This window comes from Marinobacter sp. MDS2, assembly GCF_030718085.1.
Lineage (GTDB): Bacteria > Pseudomonadota > Gammaproteobacteria > Pseudomonadales > Oleiphilaceae > Marinobacter.
Map to the genome: position 1 here is coordinate 501,201 of NZ_JAVAJF010000002.1, position 24,635 is coordinate 525,835.

At 51.7% G+C, this 24,635-nt stretch carries 15 protein-coding genes and 2 pseudogenes; 7 read left to right on the forward strand and 10 right to left on the reverse strand.

Translation table 11 applies throughout. From position 1 onward, the window contains the following. The first annotated feature begins 6 nt into the window (after positions 1 to 6). Together Q9245_RS13075 and Q9245_RS13080 are read left to right on the forward strand one after the other, a co-directional pair. Positions 7 to 6,273 (forward strand): DEAD/DEAH box helicase, encoded by a 6,267-nt coding sequence (locus Q9245_RS13075; RefSeq protein ID WP_305897594.1) that lies wholly within the window; start codon positions 7 to 9, stop codon positions 6,271 to 6,273. A gap of 424 nt (positions 6,274 to 6,697) precedes the next feature. Continuing rightward, on the forward strand, positions 6,698 to 7,258 hold the full coding sequence (locus Q9245_RS13080; RefSeq protein WP_305897595.1) for a recombinase family protein: 561 nt from the start codon (positions 6,698 to 6,700) through the stop codon (positions 7,256 to 7,258). Here Q9245_RS13080 and Q9245_RS13085 read toward each other — a convergent pair. Beyond that, a pseudogene (locus Q9245_RS13085) lies at positions 7,258 to 8,243 on the reverse strand (IS3 family transposase); the annotation flags it as partial. The gene Q9245_RS13080 and the pseudogene Q9245_RS13085 sit on opposite strands and share 1 nt — an antisense overlap. Positions 8,244 to 8,506: 263 nt before the next feature. Between Q9245_RS13085 and Q9245_RS13090 the strand changes: the two are divergent. Then, positions 8,507 to 10,267: a hypothetical protein gene (locus Q9245_RS13090; protein ID WP_305897596.1), complete on the forward strand. Its 1,761-nt coding sequence runs from the start codon at positions 8,507 to 8,509 to the stop codon at positions 10,265 to 10,267. Between the two features lie 628 nt (positions 10,268 to 10,895). On the opposite strand, the gene Q9245_RS13095 is transcribed toward Q9245_RS13090, so the two are convergent. The 6 genes from Q9245_RS13095 to Q9245_RS13120 form a co-directional block, all read right to left on the reverse strand. After that, a complete protein-coding gene (locus Q9245_RS13095) occupies positions 10,896 to 11,297 on the reverse strand; it encodes a hypothetical protein (RefSeq protein WP_305897597.1) in 402 nt (133 codons plus the stop codon). A gap of 29 nt (positions 11,298 to 11,326) precedes the next feature. Then, entirely contained in the window at positions 11,327 to 11,779 is a 453-nt protein-coding gene (locus Q9245_RS13100; RefSeq protein ID WP_305897598.1) for a hypothetical protein, read from the reverse strand. Between the two features lie 350 nt (positions 11,780 to 12,129). Beyond that, positions 12,130 to 12,561 carry a hypothetical protein gene (locus Q9245_RS13105; protein WP_305897599.1) on the reverse strand — a complete coding sequence of 144 codons (432 nt, stop codon included), beginning with the start codon at positions 12,559 to 12,561 and terminating at the stop codon, positions 12,130 to 12,132. Positions 12,562 to 12,578: 17 nt separating this feature from the next. Further along, a complete protein-coding gene (locus Q9245_RS13110; protein WP_305897600.1) occupies positions 12,579 to 12,848 on the reverse strand; it encodes a hypothetical protein in 270 nt (89 codons plus the stop codon). A gap of 130 nt (positions 12,849 to 12,978) precedes the next feature. Further along, complete coding sequence (locus Q9245_RS13115; protein WP_305897601.1) at positions 12,979 to 13,476, reverse strand: hypothetical protein; 498 nt, start codon at positions 13,474 to 13,476, stop codon at positions 12,979 to 12,981. A gap of 40 nt (positions 13,477 to 13,516) precedes the next feature. Continuing rightward, positions 13,517 to 13,777, reverse strand: a complete 261-nt coding sequence (locus Q9245_RS13120; RefSeq protein WP_305897602.1) for a hypothetical protein — start codon at positions 13,775 to 13,777, stop codon at positions 13,517 to 13,519. A 609-nt stretch (positions 13,778 to 14,386) separates the two neighbouring features. Between Q9245_RS13120 and Q9245_RS13125 the strand changes: the two genes are divergently transcribed. From Q9245_RS13125 to Q9245_RS13135, 3 genes and pseudogenes are all read left to right on the forward strand, one after another. Then, complete coding sequence (locus Q9245_RS13125) at positions 14,387 to 15,958, forward strand: SEL1-like repeat protein (protein ID WP_305897603.1); 1,572 nt, start codon at positions 14,387 to 14,389, stop codon at positions 15,956 to 15,958. Positions 15,959 to 16,813: 855 nt separating this feature from the next. After that, positions 16,814 to 17,158 carry an HNH endonuclease family protein gene (locus Q9245_RS13130; RefSeq protein WP_305897628.1) on the forward strand — a complete coding sequence of 115 codons (345 nt, stop codon included), beginning with the start codon at positions 16,814 to 16,816 and terminating at the stop codon, positions 17,156 to 17,158. Positions 17,159 to 17,446: 288 nt separating this feature from the next. Then, a pseudogene (locus Q9245_RS13135) lies at positions 17,447 to 18,107 on the forward strand (transposase). Positions 18,108 to 18,166: 59 nt separating this feature from the next. Here Q9245_RS13135 and Q9245_RS13140 read toward each other — a convergent pair. Further along, a complete protein-coding gene (locus tag Q9245_RS13140) occupies positions 18,167 to 19,561 on the reverse strand; it encodes a hypothetical protein (protein WP_072678512.1) in 1,395 nt (464 codons plus the stop codon). Between the two features lie 17 nt (positions 19,562 to 19,578). Beyond that, entirely contained in the window at positions 19,579 to 21,588 is a 2,010-nt protein-coding gene (locus Q9245_RS13145) for an alkyl/aryl-sulfatase (RefSeq protein WP_072678513.1), read from the reverse strand. A 120-nt stretch (positions 21,589 to 21,708) separates the two neighbouring features. Between Q9245_RS13145 and Q9245_RS13150 the strand changes: the two genes are divergently transcribed. Continuing rightward, positions 21,709 to 22,725 carry an AraC family transcriptional regulator gene (locus Q9245_RS13150; RefSeq protein WP_072678514.1) on the forward strand — a complete coding sequence of 339 codons (1,017 nt, stop codon included), beginning with the start codon at positions 21,709 to 21,711 and terminating at the stop codon, positions 22,723 to 22,725. A 166-nt stretch (positions 22,726 to 22,891) separates the two neighbouring features. On the opposite strand, the gene Q9245_RS13155 is transcribed toward Q9245_RS13150, so the two are convergent. After that, positions 22,892 to 24,508 carry a sterol desaturase family protein gene (locus Q9245_RS13155; protein ID WP_199456020.1) on the reverse strand — a complete coding sequence of 539 codons (1,617 nt, stop codon included), beginning with the start codon at positions 24,506 to 24,508 and terminating at the stop codon, positions 22,892 to 22,894. Positions 24,509 to 24,635 lie beyond the last annotated feature (127 nt).

Here is a 24,635-nt window from a genome sequence, read left to right on the forward strand (position 1 = left end):
ATCAAAATGAGTGGTTATTTCAAGGATCTCATTAACCAATCACTAGAGCGTACCCGGGAGTCCACGCTCAGCATCTTGGGCTTGGCTGACCCCGGATTGCGAGCCCATTTGGCAAAGCAAATGAGCAACCAGTTGGGCGAGGAGGGCTGTTTTCTCGCGCCACCGGTCTTCGAGCACACGTTTGGATGGGAGCCGGGCAATATTACCTTTAAGGCCCTGGAGGGCGAACTGCTCAGCAGTGAAGTTATCTCTGCTTTGTCCGATGCGCCCAACGAAAACTATCGGTTTGACCCGAATATAAAACCGTATACGCATCAGTTGACTGCCTGGCGAACTTTGCTCGCTGAAAAACCACAGTCTGCGGTAATCACCACCGGGACAGGGTCAGGTAAAACCGAGTGCTTCATGATCCCGATCTTGCAGGATCTCGTCAGTGAATATCAGCAGACAAGGAAGCCACTTCAAGGCGTGCGAGCCCTGTTCCTTTATCCTCTTAATGCGCTGATCAACTCTCAACGGGAACGTCTTGACGCCTGGACTCGGCCATTCGATCAGAACATCAGGTTCTGTCTTTACAATGGCAACACTAAAGAATCTAGAGCCTCCGTTCGGAAAGAACAAAAAGAGGCTCCCAATCAAACCCTCTCACGGGAGGAGCTGAGGGAGCATCCGTCGCCGATTCTAATGACTAATGCGACGATGCTTGAGTATATGCTCGTCCGTCAGGTGGATGATCCAATCATTCGAAAGTCACGGGAAGCGCAATCTCTTCGCTGGATTGTCCTCGACGAAGCCCACACCTACATCGGATCTCAAGCCGCTGAGCTCTCTCTGCTGCTTCGTCGTGTAGTCGAAGCCTTTGGCCGCGAAGCCTCAGATATCCGGTTTGTCGCCACATCTGCGACCATCGCTGATGAGAAGGCTGAAGAAAGGTTGAGAGAATACCTTGCAGGTCTGGCTGGTGTTCCTTTGCACCAGGTTGTAGTGATCGGTGGTCAGCGTCAGGTTCCGGAAATTCAGTTTGACGGCGATGACAGCGGCATGTCTTTGACACAGTTAAAGTCGATCGAGGAGGGAAGCACAACCTCGGCCAAGAGATTCGACGCCCTTTGCAAATCCAGAACGGCACAGCTGATACGGAATACGGTAGTCAACTCACCGAAGCCCGTCAGCCTTAACGATCTCTCCGGCTCTGTGGGGCCTCTGTTGGTAAGTAAGGACGCTGTTGAGCAACAGCAGGAGCTGTTGGAATGGTTGGATCTGCTGACCGATACCAAGCCGTCGGATAAACAGGAACCTTTCCTCAAATTACGGGCCCACTTGTTTCAACGCATGCTTCATGGACTCTGGAGCTGCGTAAACCCCGGCTGCTCCGCAAAATCCGAGGATCTCAAAGACTGGCCATTCGGCCAGGTTTATGTTCAGCAGCGTGGGAAATGTGACTGTGGTTCGCCAATATACGAAGTCGGCTTTTGTGACGACTGCAAGACACCTCACCTGACGGCTGAGCATGCTCATCCGTATCTGCGTCAGGCCAGCCCCTATGTCGGTGATGAGTTCTCACTGCAGGAAGATGACTCGGATGACAGCGGGCTTTCGGACAGCGCCGGGAGCTCATTGAAAGGGCGTACCGTCATTGCGCCCAAGCCCCACGAAGCCTTCGTTTCTGAAGATCTGGATCTGGACACGGCAGAGCTTGGGAAGCTGGACGCCGAAAACAGCATCACGATTTCACAGGCGGACGAACATGAATCGATCTGCGTGAACTGTGGTAGCGCCGGCAAAACGCCAGGCGGCTTTCTGCGCAAGTCGTATCTGGGATCACCTTTCTACGTCAGTAACGCCGTGCCAACGGTTCTGGAGTTTTGTCCTGACCCTTCCCGCGAAGATTGCGATGGGGAATCACCCGAATCCCTGCCGGGGCGTGGCCGCAAGCTGATCACCTTTACCGATAGCCGCCAGGGCACTGCTCGTATGGCGGTGCGTATGCAGCAGGAAGCGGAACGCTCGCGTCTGAGAGGGTTAGTATTTCAGATACTGAGAAATAAGCAGGCAAAGGCTGACGCCGGCCCTAAAAATGCTCCGACGGCTAGCTATGAAGAATTAATACAGCAAGCCGAGCAGCTTGAGAAAATGGGAATGCACGCTGCTGCTTCGGGGGTAAGGTCTGAAGCTGAGAAACTCAATAGTGGGGGGAGTTCAGAAGACCGTTTGGAGGTTCCCTGGCCTGAACTGGTCGAGGATCTAGCCGCCACGAACGACCTCAAATACTCAATTCTGGATTACAACCGCTACGCCAACCCACAGTTGTTCAAAGGCAATGAGGGCAGCTATTCCATGGCGCGAGTTCTCCTCTTGCGCGAATTCGCCCGCCGGCCCAAAAACCAGAACAGCACGGAAACGCTGGGTCTCGTGTCTGTTGGCTACAAAGGCCTGGAGCAGATAACACACACACCCGACTTCTGGACCGAAACTCAGGCTCCGTCGGCAGATGGCAAAAGCGAATCCCGGCTAACCCTGGACGACTGGAAAGATTTTCTGAAAGTTGCCTTGGACTTCCACGTAAGGGAAAACACTTTTCTCCGGTTTGGCGAAACGGAGCGTTCATGGATGGGCGCGCGGTTCGCGCCGAAAGAGCTATACGCTCCGGGCAGCGATGTCAGTGGCACCAGAGACAAGGCGTGGCCTCAGTTTCAAAAGGGTTCGCAGTCGCGCTTGGTCAAGGTGCTTTCTCTCGGAACAGGCTTGAACACCGAGCTGGAATCGCAACGAAACAAGCTGAACGGTTGGCTCAAGGCCGCCTGGCAAGCATTGGTAAAATCACAGATTCTGCAAACTCAGGGTGGGGGTTATGCGCTTTCCCGCGAAACACTGACCTTTTCTCTGCCCAAGTCGGCTTGGGTATGCCCGGTTACAAACCGGCTAATCGACACTACATTCCGTGGGTTAACTCCCTACTTGCCCAACAAGGCCGAAGTAGAGAAGTATCGATGCACAAGAATTGATATGCCTGAATTCACCTCGCTTGCCCCGGAAGGGGAGACGGAAGGTGTGCTCCGGTCTATCCGAAACCGCGTTGCGGCAAATGACGTTGTTGCGTCTCTTCGTGAGCAAAACCTCTGGACGGACATTTCAGATCGAACCGCTGAGGGCGGCTTTTACTATCGCACCGCCGAACACTCCGCACAGCAAGCTGCAGAGCGCCTACAGAGATACGAGGATGATTTCAAAAAAGGCAAAATCAACGTTCTCAATTGTTCCACCACCATGGAGATGGGCGTTGATATTGGCGGTATTTCGGCTGTAGTCATGAATAATGTGCCGCCCCACCCAGCCAACTACCTCCAGCGAGCGGGTCGCGCCGGCCGGCGTAGTGAGCCGAGAGCCGTTGCCTACACTCTATGTAAACCAGATCCCCACAACACCCGGGCCTTCCAGAATCCTCAGTGGCCCTGGGTAACGGCCATTCCAGCTCCGGTGATTACTCTCAGTGCGGCGCCGCTGGTACAACGGCACGTGAATTCTTTCCTGCTAGCGAACTTCCTCAAGTCCGAAACGGACAGTGAGGATGATCGCACCCGATTAAATGTTCATTGGTTCTTCGGCGGTAATCCCTCGGTGTGTGAAAGGTTTGTCGATTGGCTGGATACACTGGCCGCCGGATCAGCAGAAAACAACGTGGTGAAAGGAGTTGGCCGGATCACTCGAGAAAATACCGCGTTATCCGCCACATCCTTTGCCGTGTTGGCAGCCGACTGTAAAGAAGCGATCCAACGATTGTCATCATCCTGGCGGGAAGAATACCGTCGCCTCAATGAACGGCATCGCGAAGCGTCGGATGACGCATACAAAAAAGCGTTGGAACTCGAGAAAACGCGCCACGAAGAGGAGTACTTACTGCGCGACCTGGCGGCCCGCGCTTTCCTGCCGGGGTATGGCTTTCCCACAGACGTAGTGAACCTCAATACCTATAACGTCGAAGATTTCATCAATAAGACCGCCCGCAAACAGGAGAAGTCCCGCGAGGACAACATCTTTACTTACAAGGAAAAACCATCAAGGGGCCTACCGATCGCCATCCGCGAATATGCTCCTGGAGCCCAGGTTGTCATCGATGGACGTGTATACCGCTCTGCCGGTGTGACCCTGTATTCCTATTACGACAGCGCGCAGGGTGGACCACAAAAGTTTGATCTGGCCTGGAGTTGTCAGAATTGCGGTGCACATGGCTACCGAGAGTATGCCTATGTGAACAGTGATGAGTTGTCATGCACACAGTGCCACAGCATGATCAACCCGAAATACGTCAAAAGGGTTCTCAGACCGGCTGGCTTCACCACGGATTTCTACGATTCGACGAGTAACGACGTTACTTCTCAGAAATTCATCCCCGTTGAAAAGCCCCGGATCAGCGTAGATGAGAATGTGATTTCACTGCCTGACGAACGCTGCGGTTTCATCCGGTTCGGAGACAAAGGCCATGTCTTCCACCATTCGGGCGGTGAAAACGGAACCGGATACGCTGTTTGTCTGAGCTGCGGACGCGCAGATTCTATGTCTGCCAACCACGAGAAACCAAAAGACCTTCAGCCTGACAAGTTTCACCGCCCCATTGGAGGAAATGCGGGTAGCCACAAAGAGAAAGATTGTTCGGGCGAGCAGGTTATGGCTGGGATCTACCTTGGGTACCAGGCTCAAACTGATGTCCTGGAACTCATACTCAAGAGTCCGATTACCGGTGAATGGATACCGGCCTCAGAAGACGGCCGGGTCATTGCCACAACCCTGGCAGTCGCGCTGAGGGATACCATTGCAGACCAGCTCGGCATCGCGACCACTGAAATGGGCTTCGGGGTCCGGCAAGACAAAGACCTCGATACAGGAGCAACCCGTTTCGTCATCCAGGTATACGATGACGTCGCCGGTGGCGCGGGCTTTGTTCTGACGGGATTAGAGAATCTGGCAGAACTGATCGAAAAGATGCTCAGAAAGCTTGAGTGCCCAGCCAACTGCGACAATGTCTGTGCGGCCTGCCTTGCCAGCAAAGACAGCCGGGTGGAATTCGACGAGCTGAACCGTAAGGCAGCACTGGAATGGGTCGCTCACAGCGGTATCAGAGACCATCTATGTTTACCTGAACCTTTCGCTTCTGTTCCCGGCGCAGCCTACTGGCCGTATGATCCTGAGCGGTTTGTCCGGCATTGGATTAACAAAGGCGCGAAAGCTGTCTCATTGCGTCTAAAAGGAGACCCCAGCGAATGGGATCTCGGAAACCCTGATTTTCGCCGGAAACTCATGGGATGGCGGGCTATCGATGGCTTGCGAGTAACTCTGATCTTGCCGAAGGGCGCCACGTTGAGTGAGGAGATCAAACAGGAGCTCGCCAATCTCGGCCGATTCGGTATCAGCGTCTCAGAGACAGGCGAGGATCACCCAAATCCAGATATAAGAATGCCGCTTCAGTTCGAGTTTGAAAAGGACGGGCTCGTTACTCTGATCACCAACAGCATCAACGCCCAGAGTCCCGGTAAAAACTGGCTGAGTGGCGATGATCAGGCCTTGTGGGTTTATTCACATCAGGAGCCTACTTTCTCAGCCAGCACCATAGATATGGCAGGTTGGTCGGCTCAGCCTAGCGGCGCCGCGGTGTTAGAGCTGACCACTGAACTGAACGGCTCCATTCAGGATTTGGCCCGAAACTTCTGGAGCATACTCAAGCAAAAGGCTCCGAGTTATGCGGAAGCCATTGATCAAGAAAAAATTGTTTCGCTGCAGTACGAGGATCGCTATCTCAAGTCTCCCTGGGCGGTAGTAATGCTCGCCAATATTTTGAAAGCGGTGGAAATAGGCGATGAAACATCATTGTCTGTTATCACCATGCCTGGCGATGGCCGTCGGGATAGTCGAATGGCGTGGGACGATTGGGTAAACGCCGAAACGCAGCGCGTCGTCTCGGGTGCATTTCTGAGGGCCGCTCTAGGGGCCAAACAGGTAGACTTTCAAGTCAATAATGATAGGCGTGAACTTACCCACCGTCGGATGCTTAGCATTGGATTGGCCTCGGGGCGTACGATCAAGTTGGCTTTCGATCAGGGCATGGGCTACTGGGAAATGAAAGCCTTCCGCCACGATCTGAAATATTTCAATTTTGATCTGGGCCTTGAAGCACAAGTACAAAGAATGTTGGAGCTTGATAAAGAGGGTCGGCTAGTCAATGCCGGTGGCTGGGCCACCGATATTGCGGTTTACGAAGACAGTAGTATGGATCATTAACGAAAGGACTCACCTATGACGAACGATGCACACGAACTATAGCAGGACCCGGCGGATGTCGGGTTCTTTGTTAGCCGTGGATAGGCAAAAATCTCAGGAGAGAGAAAACCTGGGAAATGCGAAGGTTCCGCACATTTGGAGTAATTACGACCCTTTGGGTGGAGCTTGGTTACGCTTACGCTTACGCTGGTCAAGATGGGAATATCGGACGGCTACTTATTTGTGCACTATCTGTGCAACTACATTATTACCAGCCTGGACCGGCTGGATCGGAACGCCAAACAGGGCCTCACGTGGGGTGTTTGCTGAAAAAAAACGGTCGTTTGTTGGACGCTCCCCGCTACCCCTCAAAAATATCCGATTTCGGTTTGTTTTGTGTCCAACAATCACGTACAACAATCTATGATCAGAAAAGGTACCTTTTATGATCATAGGTTATGCGCGAGTCAGCACGAACGACCAAAATCCGGAACTCCAAGTTGATGCTCTGGAAAAAGCCGGGGCTGAACAGGTCTTTCAGGAAAAATTCACCGGAACTCTCCGGGAGCGACCTGAGCTGTCGCAGTGTCTCCGTACGCTCCGGAAGGGCGATATCCTGATCGTGTGGAAGCTGGACCGCCTCGCCCGATCATTGAAGGACCTGGTGGAGATTGTTCAGGACCTCCAGGATCGCGGTATCGGCTTTAAGTCCCTGACGGAATCCATCGACACCACCAGTTCAGGTGGCCGTCTGGTGTTCCACATCTTCGGGGCTCTGGCTGAGTTTGAGCGCGACCTGATTCGAGAACGGACAATGGCTGGGCTGCAGGCCGCCCGAGCTAGAGGGAGAAAAGGTGGCCGGAAACCGGCTATGTCTGAAGCAGATACAAAGAAGGCTGCCGCGATGCTCTTAGACCCGAATATCACAAAGAAAGAGGTAGCTGAGCACTTTGACATAGCAAGGGGAACCCTGAACGCTTCGCTTAAGCGGCTCGAAAACAGGTAACTCCTGAAGAAGCGCTCCGTCGGGGCATTATCCCAACAATTCCCTCGGCGACTGAGGCTCTGCTTCATCTGATATCGCCAGAGCAGCTGTCGGAATCCCGGGCTGGTGTACTGGCAGCCCTGATCCGAATGGAACAGGACTTCCGCTGGCTCTCCACGTGATTCGTAGGCAATCGTCAAAGCCTTGCTCACCAGCTCGGTATTGGGCGACAAAGACATTGCCCAGCCCACCGGTTTACGGGAGAACAAATCGATGACCACCGCCAGATAAGCCCAGCGTACGCCTGTCCAGACGTAGGTAATATCGCCCGTCCAAACCTGATTGGGCTCCTTCACATCAAACTCCCGATCAAGAAGGTTCGGGATACCCAAGTGCGGCTGATCTGCTTTCTTGTAAGCGTGGCTTGGCGGTTGCGTGCTCACCAGTCCCAACTGTTTCATCCGTCTGCTGGCACGGTAACGGCTCAGCGGCATTCCGGCCTGCGTGACCATTTTGGCAATGCTACGAGCGCCGGCCGAACCGTTACTGGCCGTGTGCGCTTCGACAATCTGATCCAGCAGCTCCTGCTCCGTCTCACAGGGCCTGCTGTCCCGGCCGCGCCAAGCTCGGTAGCTACTGCGATGCACCCCAAACACCTGACACAGATGCTGCACCGCATGGCTCTCTTCAAGTCGCTCGATTATCGAGAATTGCTCAGGGAGTCCGACATCAAGAGAGCGGTAGCCTTTTTTAATATCTCCTTCTCTTCCTCCACCCGCCGCAGCTTGCGCTTCAGTTCCTGAATCTCACGCTGCTCCGGAGTCAGCGCCTCACCTCTCTGTGGAGCCTTGCCGGATCGCTCTGCTCGGAGCCGGCGTACCCAATACTCCATCGTGGATTTACCGACGCCCATCGCCTCGCAGGCCGCTTTCAGGGTATAACCCTGATCCACCACAAGCTGGGCCGCCTCCAGGCGGAATTCCGGGCTGTACCTTCTGTTCTTCATCATCGTCTGCACCTGACTTGCTCTATGAGTGATCATACACTCAAAGTCAGGTGGCCAGATTCACTATGCCACTACAGATCATGCCAATCCTAATGGGGCCGCTCCGCCGTCAAGCCTACTCCTTAGCTGCATAAACCTATACTTTGATTGTGCGGGATACTCAGGCTTTTGCTGCCCCCAATATGGGGGGGGGGTGCAAGTGGTTAAGGAAAATGGTTAACTGAATTCTCTGTAGTCCGTAATTTTAAAAGGCACAAGACGCGATGAATTTAATCTGGATTAGCCGAAATCTAAAAAATTTGTTTATCAGCTCATTATTGATCTTCTTTGGAGGTTGCGCCAACCACACCATTCATGAAATTAGTGATGAGTACCGTAAACAGTCTTTGGATTTATTAGCCAGTTATGAGGACGTAAATCAAAAAGAAGAGTTTTGGTGGGACGACTATTCGTTAACCCCACTCTCTTCGGCCATTCTTTTTTCTCCAGAGCGAGTCGAGGAACTGATAAAAGAAGGTGCAAGTGTGAGAGGGTATGTTAGAACTCCCTTCAGAGCCTGGGCAATAGAGGATGGTTATTCGACGTCCCCTTATACTGTTCTAGCAGTTAATCGTTCGCATTGGCTCCAAAAATATTGGGGGATAGATGCAGATCCCTCTATCGACTTGGAACTCACAGAGATTCTCATCAATGCAGGTGCAGACGTGGATGACTGGGGCGGCTATGGAATTACTGCATTTCTTTCATTAGTCCGAGAAGGTTGGGATCACGAAAACAGCAAGGAACGAAATGATTCGGTCATACGAAGCATGAAAGTACTCGTTCTCAAATACGGTGCGGACCCATATCATTACACTAAAAATTGGCCATTTAGAGACAACGCCAAAAGCTTAATTGATAGACGAGTTGATATCTATGGTGACCGTTATTTAGAGCTGAGGGCCGAGTATGAAAAGCTACTTAAACTTCGGCGTCTTGATCAAGATGAAATCGTGAAATATCTTGAAAACGAATTAATCATAGATAGAAAAGTTGCCGCTATTCAAAAAGAGATTAATGGCAACTCAACCCTAAAATCGGCCTTTCAACAAGTTGTTTCCTCGGGCAAAGATTGTAAAACAATAAAAGATATTATGGGTCCTGTCACCGAATACAGGTGCGGTGCTTTTATATCAGGTTCTGGTAGCTTCTTTTCCGAGAGCTGTGAAGCCATAAGGACTGAACTTGTCAAGCAGCTCAACACGGAATCTTCACGCTTCTGTCGAGTCTACAAAGAACAGAAGAACCAGTTGGCGAGCGTCTTGGGAGATAACGCCAATGCCATGAAGACCCTCATTGAAGATGAGGCCATAAAAGCCGGGAAGAACAATGAGTTGTATAACATTTATTCCAGGGAGTTTTCTTACGTTAGGCGCGTGAAAGAGCGCGAAATACAAGCTGAAAAGTCCGCCGTGGCGCAAGACCGACGACAAATGGCAGCTGATTTCAGGAATAACATCAAGAGATCTCTAGAAAGAACAAACCGAATGCTGGATAGAAGCATGTCACGAACCCAGAAGATGATTGACAGGGCTTATGCGTCGCAGAGAGCATCTAGTTCTAGCTATCAAACACGGCCCAATGCCGCGACAATACAAGGATTGAATAAGAAACTAAAAGAAATTGATCGTTCGTTTGAACCCTCAAATTCGGGGGCCGCGCCTTCAGCAGCTAATTCCGGGGCACCAGGCTCAGCGACAGGTAAACAAAACAAGGTATGCGCAGGGCCCTTCCACCGGCCCAAATTTGTGGAGGTGACCAAAAGCGTCCACGTCCCCGAGGGGCCGAAGTTGAAATGCCCTGCCGGAACTACGCCGATTTCAGCCGGGACAGCGAATTTGGATATCCCAAGTAAATATCTCCAAGGAGCCATGACACCTGTAGCACTGGATGACGGTTACAGACGTTTTACGCTTGAGGCTTGGGATTACGAGTGTCTGTGTGGTGATGGCAAAAGTCAGGGCACTGGAGCTTATCAGCAGTAGTTCCGCTTTTCTCATTACTCTGAGAGCGTGGGCTTTTCAGAACGATGGAGGGGGCGAATGTGTAGTAATAGACTTTTCACTTTCGCTCCTCCCTCTGGTGAGATTGAAAGGAAACCTGGGGGTGGTTGAATTATCTCGTCTAAAAGGGCGTCAGAGACAGATTCGGCGGAAATCTGGTAATCAGAGCCGGCTGATGACCCCTGTAAAAAAATTCCCACAGGATATCGACGAGGCAATCCGTTACGGGAGCATTTCTAGCAGAGAGGGCTTCAAAAAAGCCCCAGATTTATGGTTGTTGCACTCAGAACCACGAGGTGAAGCGCGTACCTGAACGTACGTGACTGGCTGGAGCTATCCCATCATATGAAATTCATTAGTGGTTGAGCTTCCAAGCTCATCTAATCTCATACTGCGCATAATCGGCGTTACGTTAAGGTCGCAAAGCGAACATTCAGACTGGATGATCAACCCTGAGAGCTAGGCCCGATAGAAAGTCCAAACAATAACGAACGCTACCTTGGGATCAACCGAGAAGGCCCGCTCCCAGAAACATCAACGGATCAACAGGTAATAAACCTGCTTCGGTTACAGCTCAACAGCGGTAGTTCGCGTGCCCCGATTCACTTTCTCATAACTGACTTCTACTGAAGACTTTTGAACGATGTGAACCATCGGAGAAAATTTCAGCAACAGCTATGCGATTACCTTGAATAGCGAACTCAACTTTAGGATCCCCGTTTCTAGTTCTCCATGGACCAGTTTCGGTTGCCCAAACAATGCGGTCACTTTTGAGTTTGCACCGAAAGTCCCAACGTGTGCCGTCTGACTTCCGATAATAATAGAGGTACTCAACCTCACCAAAACTTCCATCTGAAACGATGATTCCAGGATCCTTCCCCATGAAAGTAGCGATGCCAGCCTTGCAAACCTCTGCTACGCTAAATTCACCAAGCTCAACCGGCTGACATGCAACCGTCAAAGTAGCCAAGAAAACCAAAAATACTTGCTTGTTTAAAAGCCTGGAACCCATAGCCTACAGCCCTTGTTTAAAGGCTCATCTCACCAAAAGCTATAACGCTCAATCAGTGCTTCGCTCATCGCAATGGCCATATGACAGTCTGGGTAAGAATAGCCATGTTTTTTTAAGTAGTCATCCTGAGAGTCTTCATAAATCCCAGTTACTATCCGTTCGTGCTCATGTTTTTCAAATTGTGCAAAAATTCGCTCTAGGTCATCCTCAAGGGCTTCGTCCAGCCTTTGCCTAAAATCATCATTCCTATGGTCCGCACCAATCGACCTCAATTTCTCAGCCAACTGGTCGTGCTTATCGCCATTCAGCGCCAAGAGAGAAACCTGTCCAACCCGATACTTTACTAGAATCGAGCACATCACATTTGTGTCATACAGAACGGTCGCTTTCTTAAGATCCTCACCTTCAAGGCTCTTTGAACACCCAGTAAGTATGATCAATAAAAAACATGAAACTAGCGATTTCCTTGCCAAGCTCATCATGAGCCTCCTACAGCGATACGAATTGAGCCACTTCTATCAATTAGGTACCGCGCTTTATGATTGCAGCAATCTGCCTGCGCCATTATTACTGACTTTAAACCATCAATCGCGCTGAACATAAATCGATAAAACAATAGCTTAGCTGATCAAAGCCATCTCTGCTATGCAATCATTCAGCATCTGCAATTTGCTCCGCCAATCATACTGGATCAAATGGATGTGATGAGCTTGGAAGATCCGGAAGAAAGCCCTGATTCGCATGTCCGCTTTTATTTAGCTGAGTTCAGAGGATCCCTGGTCGCAAAGCGGATATTCAAATGGTGCAATAATGCCAGTCCACGACGGCGCCTTTATAATTGAGACTTTTCCATTACCAGCGAAAAGGAAAAGCTTGAACGATCCTCAACATTCCCTCGCCCAAGGTTCCTGGAGGCGTCCCTATGTTTTGTGATATCGCTAAGCTTCATTTGATTGCGTTGAAAAATTTCGGTCGCAGCTCCCACCTTTAAAAAGTTTCTTAAAATGTCGGCACGCCTATTTACTTCAGAACCATGCAGATACAGTGTCACGTAACAGGTGTAGGTCGATTGCTGACCTTTTCTTCCTTCAAAGACGATAGACGAGACCCTAACTCTAATTAAATTATCCTTGGCGCCCGAGTAGCTTTTAAAAATATCAACAACTTTGTCATTAGTAGTTTGATCTGAAATATCACTCATAGCCATTATAATTTTTAAAGTTATCTCCTTGAACAATTCAGATTCCGCAGCGATGTTTTTCAAGATCACCCCTTATAGATTTAATTTGATAATTTAATGTAATATCTTGTTCCTGGCAACGCTTCCAGAGCATCGGAGCCCTTTTGCCTTAGGTCTTTCGAGAATACGATCGTTTTAACTTCATCTGTAAGCTCACAAGCGAAGGCAATTGCTGAGTTACGATCTACTGCAGTAGCCACCGGCGAACCTAAGAACTTCGATACTGCCTCACTTATAAACCTTCCCTCAACAATTTTGGTTCGATCGAACCAATCAGAAACTAAGAATTGCTTCTGAATTACAGACACCATTTCTCAGCCCTCCAGTAATATATGTAGCTTAGCTTGGGGCGCCCGGCGACCATCGGCTTTCTCCCTTTTCGCAGTTATCGATGCGAGTCTTTTTAAGTGGAGTAAGTACAGAGCAGACTCAATGGCTTGGTTATGTATTCTTCGATGGAAGAACTCGTTCACCAGCAAACCACTTTCCCCAAAACAGGTAAGCATCGATAACACTGCTACAAATCGCCACTTTTTTTCCAGATTTATCCGTAAAAGACCATTCAGGCAAATCTGACCCATCCAAAAACGAGTCAGATGAAGTTCGTTTTCTGGTGGAAAAATTATGATCCAGTTTAGATTTATGTTTTACGTTGTTGGAAAACTGGCGAACTGCATCAATTGCGGCACCGTCTGCGGGATAGTGCTTGCATATGACGGGAATTAGCAATTTTGCCTCCCCATACCCAAGCTTAACCGCATTCTTATCAGCAAGGTGGTTCAGTGTAAGACAGAGATTCACCATTTTTCGGAAAACGCGGATCAACTTGACTTGATCACAGTCTTCGTCCGACTGAAAATCCCAGTAGAAGTCACTGAAATTCGGATCCACTAATTCCCTAAAAAAGCCAAGCGGATCATCGAGATTTAGGGTTCCCATCTGGCTTTTCCTCACACGTAGTATTTTTTATGCGAATCTATTAGGACCAATACTGCTCAATGTGCTCTTGCAATCCAGTGCCTGAGAAACTGGCAACTAATTCCTGAGTGAGGGGCTCAACTATTACCTCAACACCATACTGTTCATTTACTTTAGTAATAACCTGGTCAGGATCTAAACCCACTTCCCTAACTACAAACTGTGTATCAGACACGACGAAGCTGCCCGTCCGCTGCGCCTCATCGTGTAATGGATATTTTTCTACGCCTTTGGTAACCGAAAACAGATACATATGATTCATTAATCTCTCCTCACATAACAGCAATCAGGCAGCGCGCTTTATCAATGCAAAAATTGGACTGCGCCGTTATTGCTGACTTGGAACTATCACTCACGCTGCACATAAATCGATAAAACAAGAGCTTAGCCGAACATAGCTAACTCTACCATGTAATCATTCAGCGTCTGCAAGTTGGCCCGCCAATCATACTGGATGAAATGACAGTGATTGGCCTTGAGGCTCTGGAGGAAAGCGCTGACTCGAATGTTCGCTTTTGTTTAGCTGGGTTCAGAGGATGCCCTGGTCGCAAAGCGGACATTCGGGGATAGAACAGAAGCGCTCTCTTTGGGTGCGTTAGAAGTCGTGTTGAAGCCATAAAACTACTGTCTGCATTGGAAGGCGGCCCTTGTTACCGCGCCGAGATGGGGTGGCCCCTCCTCTCAGGGGCAGTGGCAAGCCCCCGATACAGTAAGCACATGATAGCGGTTTGCTTTGATGCGGCGGGTGGTGATTTTAGATAACACTTCTTACTCGCAGTGCTGTGAACTTCAACCATACGACGACTTTCGTTACTCTTAGCTATCCACCGACCCCATATTAGCCGCCACCCAAGCAGTCGAAGGAAACTACATGCAGTTGAAATCTATAAAATTAATAAATGCCATGTTCCTTGCTCTGAGCTTGGGCATCACCTCTATAGCAGGGGCTTCAGCCTTTGATGAAGGTTTAAAAGCCTATAACAAAGCCGACTACACAACGGCTCTTCAAAAGTTTCAACCGTTAGCCGAACAAGGCAATGCCAGCGCCCGGTACAATCTTGGGGTTATGTACAACATGGGGCACGGTGTTCCCCAGGACGCTGCCAAGGCAGCGTCCTTGTTCCGGCAAGCAGCCGAACAAGGAGTGTTTGAGGCTCAATACAATCTGGGGCTTATGTACGAAGACGGGCGCGGTGTACCCCAAGACGATACCAAGGCAGCGAGCTGGTTCCGGCAAGCAGCGGAACAGGGAGTGGCTGAGGCCCAATACAGACTGGGGTTTATGTACGAAGACGGACGCGGTGTGCCCCAAGACGATACCAAGGCAGCGAGCTGGTACCGGAAAGCAGCCGAACAGGGCCATGCCAGCGGCCAGAACAATCTGGGATATATGTACATCGTGGGACATAGTGCTACCCAGGACCATGCCAAGGCGGCGAGCTGGTTCCGGCAAGCAGCAGAGCAGGGCCATGCTGACGCACAATACAACCTAGGGGTTGCGTACAACATGGGGCACGGCGCTCCCCAGGACGATGCCAAGGCGGCGAGCTGGTTCCGGCAAGCAGCAGAACAGGGCCATGCTGGCGCACAATACAATTTGGGGCTTATGTATAAAAACGGTCGCGGTGTCCCCCAGGACAATGCCAAGGCGATGAGCTGGTACCGGAAAGCGGCGGATCAAGGCCATGCAGTCGCCCAGAACAACCTGGGCATTATGCACAGCAATGGCCTAGGTGTTCCCCAGGACGATGCCAAGGCGATGAACTGGTTCCGGCAAGCAGCCGAACAGGGCCATACCCTCGCCCAAAACAATCTGGGGATTATGTACGAGATGGGCCGCGGTGCCCCCAAAGACGCTGAAAAGGCGATGATCTGGTACCGGAAAGCAGCCAAACAGGGCCATGCCAGTGCCCAGTACAACCTGTGGCTTATGTACGACAAAGGTCAGATTGCTCCTGAGGACGATGCTGAGGCGGCGAGCTGGTTCCGGCAAGCAGCGGAGCGGGGGCATGCCAGTGCACAGTACGATTTGGGGCTTATGTACATAAAAGGCCAGGGTATTCCCCAAGATTATTCTGGGGCAGTAACTTGGCTCCGGAAAGCGGCGGAGCAGGGTCATGCCGGTTCTCAATTAAATCTGGGGAATATGTACAATAATGGGAAAGGTGTTCCCAAGAACCATACTGAGGCATTGACTTGGTACCGGAAGGCAGCACAACAGGACAATGCCATTGCTCAGATTCTTATGGGGGTTATGTACACCGAAGGAATGGGAACTCCTCAAGACTATATACAAGCTCACATGTGGTACAACTTAGCGGCGTCACAAGGGAATAAAAATGCTTCTGAAAGCCGTGATCTTTTAGCTGACCTAATGACATCCCAGCAGGTTTATGAAGCTCAAGCTCTTGCCCGGAAGTGGGTGTCCACGAACCGGCAATGACAGTCGAGGTGCATGATCAGCGTGTGCCGCGCTGCGGCATACGCCGGTCTGAGCAACTTATTAGAAGTTTTACCGAGTGGTACCTAGCATTATTTTTTCCCGTTGGCAGCATGTTGCTCAAAAGATTGGGTGTGTAACCATCCCTGTTTAGTTGCATTGCTGATTAGAGGTTTCAGCCCTTTGGTGCTTTGCCAGGTATCTCCATTGCGTCAGGTCTTCAAGTGAATCGAGGGAAGGAAACGGGGTCACACGGCTCGGAAAAGGTCCTCGTAAATTCGATCATATCTGAATGTCTGCTTTTGTTTAATGGCGACTCTTTCATGCCCCTATAGCCAACTCGTCTCCGCTACGCCCATACTCTGAGGTTGTGGCAAACTTGCGCAGTCAGACGTGTCGTAGCGCCCTGTCGAAAGTCGGCTCCTCACGTTTGTCAAAGCCGGTCTAGCAACGTCTTTGGGTTGCTCAGAATGGGTTGCAGCCGTTATTCTCCGAAACATTTCGGCGGCCATGGATTGCAAAATCGGTCTAAATTCAGGCATATGACTGCACGTATCAGTATTCTCTTGCCTCCCTTTCGAACCAGACGGATTTATGAACATCGTTGTAGTATTTTTCCACCTTGCAGTCTTCTCTTTTTTCTCCCTTGCCAGCGACGCTGCGACAGCGAGCGCCATAAAGCACTCAGCCAGTGGCCTGTGCCATCCGCCACAAAGTAGCTGGTATGACAGGACTCGGACCTACAAGCCCTTCGATACAGTTGAAGCGTGCCTAGATGCCGGAGGGCGGTTGCCCAAGGGAGTATCGTTAGCGTCCCTGGATCAGGCCAAAAGCTCCGCTAGAGCCTCTCCAGACGCTATGGCGAGGTACCAGCGGTCCGCTTTCGGTTATGGATGGGGCGACGCGAATGGTGACTGCCAAAATAGTCGAGCAGAGGCTCTGGTCGCCAGCTCTACCACCCAAGTTCGCTTTGCGACAGATAGGGGGTGTCGGGTGGTTGCCGGTCGCTGGGTGAGCACCTTCACTGGTAACGTTATCCAAAACGCCTCGAATATCGACATTGATCACTTGGTACCGCTAGCCTGGTCGTGGGATCGTGGGGCCAACAAGTGGTCAGGCGAGAAGCGGTTACGGTTTGCTAATGACCCTGTGAATTTGCTACCGGTCGAGGCAAGCCTGAATCGAAGTACTATAACAATATAAAATATCCCAAATGATCGTATGAGTGAGTGAATGAGCGTTTTTAGGTTTAGTAAACATACTAATCTAAAATCCTAAAAGTTAGCTGAAAGAAACCATGGCGTGACTTCTGTTCATGTAGTAGCACGCAAAAAAATCACCCCACTTTTGCGTCCACTCGGTTTTCAAAGCGGACCTTTCTGGACGTTCAGTTAAGCTCAAGCTCTTTTAAACAAAAGCGAACATTCAGAAACGACCGAATTGACTATAAGAGTAGTGGCATAGTGAATCTGGCCACCTGATTTTAAGTGTATGATCACTCGTAGAGCAAGTCAGGTGGATTGGATGCCAAAGAAAATAAATTTCAGTCCGGAATTCCGTCTGGAAGCGGCCCAGCTGGTGATTGACCAGGGCTACACAATGAAAGCGGCCTGCGATGCCATGGGGGTTGGTAAATCAATCATGGAGTATTGGGTGCGCAGGCTTCGAGCCGAGCGATCAGGCAAGGCACCACAAAAAGGTGAAGCTCGGACTCCCTGAGCAATTCTCGATAATCGAGCGACTTGAAGAGAGCTATGCGGTGCAGCGCCTGCGTCGGGTGTTTGAGGTGTACCGCAGCAGCTACCGGGCCTGGCGTGACCGAGACAGAGAGCCTTGCGAGGCTGAGAAAGCGCTGCTGGACGAGGTTGTCGAGGCGCATGCTGTCAGCAACGGATCTGCTGGCGCTCGCAGCCGCTAGGGCACGCTTACAAGAAGGCGGATCAGCCACAGTTGGATATCCCGAATCTTCTGGAGTCTGAAAGCAGAATGGGGGCCGGAAATCGGATGTCCATGCTTTGCCACGGCGAAGCAATCGGTCACGGACTATATGATCGGTTATTGCAGCGCACTGCGGCCTCATAAATACAACGGCGGATTGCCGCCAAATGAGGCAGAACAGGCCTATTGGAAAACTCAAAAGACGGTGGCCTAAAACACTTGACCACTACAAACCACCCTGACCACATTTTTGATGTGGCCAGGGTTTCATGTCTACAGTTGGTCGTAGGCCAATGACGTATAGGGCGCACAGCCCAAGTCTTCAAACTCAGCCTTGCTCATGTAGGTCGCTTTTGGCATAAAGTCACCCAATACTGACGCTTCATCGCCAGCGGTCATAGTGTTCTGGATTGCCTGGTTAAAATCATCAGCTGGCAGCATATTGCGCACAATCAGAAACGCGGAATCAGGGTCGTCGGTTTTTCCGTCAACAATGCTGAAACCGTCGCCTTTGTTGGGCCAGGGCAGATAGCCAACCCCGCAGTCAGAATCGGCATTTTCGGGGCGATTCTCGGGCTCGCTGGTCACGATGGTGTAAAAACCGTCAGGGTTGATGAAGATTTGCTCGTCATACAGGCATTCTTTCACCGCCTGGGAGTAGTATTCGTTCTGGCAAAGTGACCAGTAGCGCAGGTCGTTTTCGTTGAAAAATTCCTGATCGTTCAGCGTTTCTGGGATTTCAGGAATTTTCCCCCTGATAACGACCACGTCCCCGAAATCTTGGTTCAGGAACGAGTAAAGGTACTGGTTATCTGCGTTGGCGTAAAAGGCGGTGTTCCGTGGGGGGTTGTTTTTACAGTTGCCCTGAAAGTCGCATTGAAACAAAAACGCCGTTCCATAGCTGGCCCTGAACGCCGGGGTTTCACGGGCCGGCTCGAAATTGGCGCGCAAGGTTTCATAAGTGTCCGCTGGCACAAATGGAATGCCAAGCGGGTCAGTGCCGGCAGACATGGCAGCACAGGCTTCTTCGCCCTGAAGAGTGCTACCGTCGGCCAGGTGTAGCGTCACTCTTGGCAGCCCCACATCGCCGGTCCAATCGGCACCGATGTTGGGCACGTAGTTGCGGTAAATCAGTACCGCTTCCTCGCCCGCCGCGCTGGTTGCGTCATACAACGTGTTGTCTTCAGACGGGTTTGCCGGGTCGTTTGGGTCACCGGGTTTGACCGTGACCAGATAACGGCGGGACGGATCGGTGCGAACCGCGCCATCAATAAAAGGATTGATAGAGCCGGCTTCGGCAATGATGTTTTTGTCTGTCAACGATTGCGCCGGTGTTGTGTTGGCCCGGTAGCTGTTGAAGGACATGTATCGGGAGTAAGGGAAATCTGCTTCCAGGGTGATGTAGGCACCGTCCTCCGGAAGCGTATAGGCGGCAGACCAATAGATGGCGCCGCTATCCGGGTAGGCGAAGTTGAAACCCTCGTTCTCTTTGACGTAAGGCCCAACCCACAGACAATCACTGGGCGGTGCTGAAAACGCCGTGGTATCAGACACCATGGTCGTGTCAGAACTGCTAGAGCCGTTGCAACCCATCATCAGGGCTGCTGTACCCGCAACCAGAAGCAGACTCCTGGCGGGAAACCTGTTTTTCATTGTTTTCATGGTCATTTCATGGTCCTTTTGCTTTAGGGTACTACGATGTTGAATTCACTGTTCGGTGTCTCGAACAGCGACAGGAACCGCACCAGTTGAATCGTGCTGCCTTCCAGTTCCAGGGCGTCGGATGTCAGCATTTCGGTCACGCCGACTTCTCCAATCAGCAGACGGGTGAACAGCTCCCGAGTGACTCTCAGCGTTGATTCGGCGTGGTCGAGGCTGGCATCTTTGTGGACATGCAGGACGGAATTCTTAACCGTCAGCAGATAGGATTCATTGAGGTCGGTAAACACAATGGCAATGCGTCGCTCCACGCCTTCGGCATCCTCCGCATTCAGGCGCACCGACATAGTCTGAAAGAACTTTTCGACCGGTGTTTGCTGAAGAATCCCGAGTAGGGTGGACATATCCATCAGTGGTTCTTCGGGTGCGCCATGGCGCAATTCGTAGGCACCGCTGAGATAGACGTCTCGCCAGGGTCCCGATTCGGCCTGATACCCCATCTGATCGTAGGTTTCGGCGAGTAAGGTTTTGGCCGATTCGTTGTCTGGCTCATCGAAGACCAGATGGTTCAGAATTTCTGCGGTCCAGCGATAGCTACCCTCGTCAAACGCGGCACGCGCTTTTTCCAGCAGGGCATCAGCGCCACCGGCAAGAGCGACATACCGGCTGGCGGCCTTCTCTGGCGGCAGCGGATCCAGGTTCGCGGGGTTGGCGTCGTACCAGCCCATGTAATACTGATAGACCGCCTTGCTGTTGTGTTTCAGCGTACCGTAGTAGCCTCGGTTGGAGAATGTCTGAGCCAGTTCTGGCGGCAGTTGCAACCGTTCGGCGATCTCCCTGGAGGTGAATCCGTTATTGAGCAGCCTTACCGTCTGGTCATGGATAAACTTGTAGGTGTCGCGGTGCAGCTCCAGGTAGTCAACGATTTCGGTGCGCCCCCACACAGGCCAGTGATGACTGGCAAAGTAGACGTCGCTGTCGGCGGAAAGATCGATGATCTCGTCGATGTAGGCACTCCACTTGAGCGCATCCCGGACTTTCGTTCCACGCAGCGTGTACAGATTGTGCATAGTCCGGGTTGCGATTTCGGCACCGCAGTATGCGGCCAGTTCGGGTATTCCGAAGGTCAGCTCTGCCGGTGCCTCAGAGCCGGGCGCATTCTGGAAAACAAAATCCAGCCCGTCGATGTTCAGGCGCTGCCCGGTGGTGTCGATAATTTCGGTGGGTGTGGCAATGCCAAAGGTGCCGTAAGCAGGTGACTTCCCCAACCCCGAGCCCACATGGCCATGGGGACCCTTCGCCAGTCGGCGGCCATACATAAACGAAGCTCGCCGCGCCATGGCCGTTCCAGCAATGATATTTTCACTGGTTGCCTCGTCCATGAAGCCAATCGGGGCAATCACGCGAACCTTGCCGGCATCGTAATCGTCGCGGTTGATAACACCCCAGGCACCGGCGAAGTGATCGATGTGGCTGTGAGTGAAAATCACGGCAACCACTGGTACATCGCCGAGGTGTTCCCGAACCAGCGCGAGTGCGGCCTCAGCGGTTTCCTCTGAGGTCAGAGGGTCGACGATGATCAGTCCGGTGTCGCCCTGGATGATGGTCATATTGGCCAGATCGAACCCGCGGACCTGGAAAATGCGGTCGGTAACCTCAAAAAGACCGTGAAGATTATTCAGGCCGGCTTGGCGCCAGAGACCAGGGTGCGTGCTGTCCGGTGATGCGCCGTCAATGAAGGTGTACTCGTTGAGGTCCCAGATTAGGTCGCCCTGCTTATTCCTGATGATGGCTTTCTCACCTTCGAAGGTACCGATGAAGCCACGATTTGCGGCTTCATGGTCGGTGGTGTCGCGTTGGGGCAAGCTTTCTATTGCCTTTTGATTGCTCGAGGCTGTGTAAGTGGAGGCCGCAGTGAAGCCTTGGGAGTGCTCGCTGAGCTCCCTGCCTGTCTCACCACTGCAGGCTCCAAGTGTTGCTGCGAATAAACCGACAAATAATGCGGACAATCCGCTTCGAGCCGATACCTTTTCCATGATTCAATGCGCTCCGGTCACGTTGGTCGTGTTATCGTTCTATGACAAACTGAAAATGATATAAGGGCGCAACCAGCTAAAGCTGGTTGAACGCCGCCAATCTTTGGTGAAATTACGACAGTGACAAAAACTCGACCCGTCGCAGACTTTTCCACGATTGCCAGTTGGGCACGTTTCATCCTTGCCGGTTTTAAGCTGAAAGGGCTTGATACCGATAAACTGCTTTGCGAAGCAGGTATACGTAGCAGCGATCTTGAAAATCCCAATGGCCGGATCAAGGTCGCTCACATGACCCAGTTGTGGGAGCTGGCTGCGCGCGACAGCGCCGACCCATTGTTTACTCTCCGTCTTGCGGATCTTGCGCGCGCCGATATGTTCAGCGGGCTCAGCCTGGCCATGATGTTCAGCGATACGACGGGTGAGGCCATCGAACGAATGTGCCGTTACAGCGGCGTTGCCAGTAGTGCCGCCCATCTAGAAACCATTCCCCGCAAGAACAACTCACTGGAGGTGGTTTTCCACCTGCAGATGCCGGTGGCGGGCGAAGCCCTTGAGGCCTTCATGGCCTGTGGCAGCCGCATTCTGAAACAGATTACCGACGACAAATTCCGCCCTCGCGAGGTTCATTTCAGTCACGATAAGTCTGGGCTCAGGGCGCAATTTGAGGCTTTTTTTGAGGCGCCGGTTTTTTTCAATGCACCGGTCTGCAAGTTTGTCGTCGATGAGCAGGTGCTGCGCTTGCCTTGCTACCAGTCAAATCCGGAGCTGGTTCAGAATATGGACCGCTGGATGAAGGAGTACCTTGAGCGCACAGACTCGCTTTCCATCACCGGCCAGGTTCAGAAGCTGCTCCTTGAAGGCACGATTGACGGGAACGTGGATCAGGGCACAGTCGCCCGCCGGCTGGGCATGAGCGCCCGCCGGCTGCAGAGGGCACTGGAAAAGGAGGGCTACAGTTTCCGCGAGCTTCTGGAAAAATCGAAGCGTGAAATGGCTGAGGAACTGCTGAGCCGCCCAGAACTGTCACTGACGGATATCTGTTATTTGCTGGGTTTTTCCGACCAGAGCAATTTCACGAAAGCCTTCAAGCGATGGACCGGAAAGACGCCCTCGGCTTATCGCATAGCACCCCGATAAAAGGATGTATCAGTATTAACGGGGTAGAATCCGTCGGGCCCCACTGTGTTTCAGCGTCAACCCCAAATCTCAATGTTCGCTTTGCGACCTCCTGCGCTGTTTCTCCAAATAACGGTTCGCGTAGACTCCCATCTGATCAGGCCTGCCTCCTGGCGCTGTGTCCATTTCAATTTGGCCCTACTGGTAGCGTTTCGATAGTCTCTTTAAACCTTTTCAAAGACTGTTCTGATTTTTGCTCAATTGCGCCTTTGAAATGCACGACATTGGCCAATACAAGCGGGAAGTTTGGCATGGTGTATCGTAAAGTGCGTTCGAATTCGCTGTGCCCGTTGTCGAGTGCTTTGAAGCGGTAAGCCAATTCGATTTCGACATCATTGTCCAGATTGACGCCTCGTACGCGCCATTGGTTTTCAGCTGAATTGGCGATGACTTCCCAGCTGACACGACTGCGGCCCATGGGTGTATCGATTACTTCATGGAAACGGTCTCCTGCCTCCAGAGGGCCCTGATTCTCTGCTTGTACCACAGCGGATTGCGGGTGCCACTCGGGCCAGCGACTGACCGTACGGGCGTAATCCAGAGACTGGCTCGCAGGCCGCTCGATAACGATGGTATCGACAACCGTAGTCGCCACAGGAATAGACCAAAGGTTGGCGGCAAACAAGAGCATCAATGGCATACGAAGCCATTCGATCCAACGGTAACGGTCGTGACCTTCCAGAAGATCGTTGGCAATCACGAGGCCGCTCACCACCAAGAGCACGCCGGCGGCCAACTGCATTGCCGACAGCTGAGGCGAAAGGAAGATGAAGATCGTGGAAACCACAAAGGTCACGACCATGGCGAAGGCAACGTAAGCCTTCTTGCCCCAGGTGGTCTGAGGGTCATATTTTGGACGGTCTGCAGACCCATTTTTTTGCATGCCCGGATCGGCAGCATCCATCGCCAGGCAATCGTCCGGGCGCCAGCCGGTCGGCCGGAACCACAGCATAATCTTGTCCTGCCAGCGTGCCGTTGTGCGGCTGTCCTTTGCCAACATTGACCAGTGCTGAAGGTTAGCTTTGATGGGGTTAAGGGTGTCCAGAGGGCGCGTGGTGCCATAGTGGCATGGATCCGAGGCGAGCTCGGGCTGCCAGGTACCGAAGAGGCGATCCCAGATCACCAGAGTTCCACCATAGTTTCGGTCGATATAGATCGGATTCTTTGCATGGTGCACCCGGTGGCTTGAGGGTGTAGACATAAAGCCTTCAATCAGCGGAATCCGTTTAATACTCTGGGTGTGAAGCCAAAACTGGTACATCTTGAGAAGGATGAACTGCATTACAAAGACCACAGGCGGACATCCCAGCAACGCCAATGGCAAGTAGAAAAGCCATGAGAATGCATACTGAAAGGCACTCTGACGAAGAGCTGTCGTGAGGTTGTATTCTTCGCCCTGGTGGTGCCCGACATGCGCGCCCCAGAGGAAGTTGATCTCGTGCGCCACCCGATGGAACCAGTAGTAACAGAAGTCGACACCAAGAAAGAAAACCACCCAGGTAATTGGATCGTTCACGGCAAATTCGAACAGCCGGTGGTTATCCCACAACCAGATAAACACGGCAAAAGTGTAGGCCTTAAGCAAGGCATCGGAAATTAGAAGTAATAGCCCCATCGACAGACTGTTCACGCTGTCATTAAAGCGATGGAGGCTCCGGCCCTGAAGGCGGAGAAGTGCATACTCGGCCAGCATCAGGATCATGAAAAGAGGAATGGCCAAGCCATTTATATTGTAGTCACTCATACCACGGGCCCTCATTGGGAATGGGTTGAACGCTCCCATTTTTGGCTTTTCGCCGACATATATCAGTGACTGGCCGCGACGATTACTGACATTAAGCGACAAATTATGGGTACTATGGGTTTCGTTT

What these genes read in the sequence shown, in the direction of transcription:
- Q9245_RS13100 (WP_305897598.1), bottom strand. Translation starts at nt 11,779, where the DNA reads ATGATGAGCTTGGCAAGGAAATCGCTAGTTTCATGTTTTTTATTGATC.
- Q9245_RS13110 (WP_305897600.1), bottom strand. Translation starts at nt 12,848, where the DNA reads ATGGTGTCTGTAATTCAGAAGCAATTCTTAGTTTCTGATTGGTTCGAT.
- Q9245_RS13095 (WP_305897597.1), bottom strand. Translation starts at nt 11,297, where the DNA reads ATGGGTTCCAGGCTTTTAAACAAGCAAGTATTTTTGGTTTTCTTGGCT.
- Q9245_RS13125 (WP_305897603.1), top strand. Translation starts at nt 14,387, where the DNA reads ATGCAGTTGAAATCTATAAAATTAATAAATGCCATGTTCCTTGCTCTG.
- Q9245_RS13130 (WP_305897628.1), top strand. Translation starts at nt 16,814, where the DNA reads ATGGCGAGGTACCAGCGGTCCGCTTTCGGTTATGGATGGGGCGACGCG.
- Q9245_RS13140 (WP_072678512.1), bottom strand. Translation starts at nt 19,561, where the DNA reads ATGACCATGAAAACAATGAAAAACAGGTTTCCCGCCAGGAGTCTGCTT.
- Q9245_RS13075 (WP_305897594.1), top strand. Translation starts at nt 7, where the DNA reads ATGAGTGGTTATTTCAAGGATCTCATTAACCAATCACTAGAGCGTACC.
- Q9245_RS13145 (WP_072678513.1), bottom strand. Translation starts at nt 21,588, where the DNA reads ATGGAAAAGGTATCGGCTCGAAGCGGATTGTCCGCATTATTTGTCGGT.
- Q9245_RS13120 (WP_305897602.1), bottom strand. Translation starts at nt 13,777, where the DNA reads ATGAATCATATGTATCTGTTTTCGGTTACCAAAGGCGTAGAAAAATAT.
- Q9245_RS13115 (WP_305897601.1), bottom strand. Translation starts at nt 13,476, where the DNA reads ATGGGAACCCTAAATCTCGATGATCCGCTTGGCTTTTTTAGGGAATTA.
- Q9245_RS13080 (WP_305897595.1), top strand. Translation starts at nt 6,698, where the DNA reads ATGATCATAGGTTATGCGCGAGTCAGCACGAACGACCAAAATCCGGAA.
- Q9245_RS13090 (WP_305897596.1), top strand. Translation starts at nt 8,507, where the DNA reads ATGAATTTAATCTGGATTAGCCGAAATCTAAAAAATTTGTTTATCAGC.
- Q9245_RS13155 (WP_199456020.1), bottom strand. Translation starts at nt 24,508, where the DNA reads ATGAGTGACTACAATATAAATGGCTTGGCCATTCCTCTTTTCATGATC.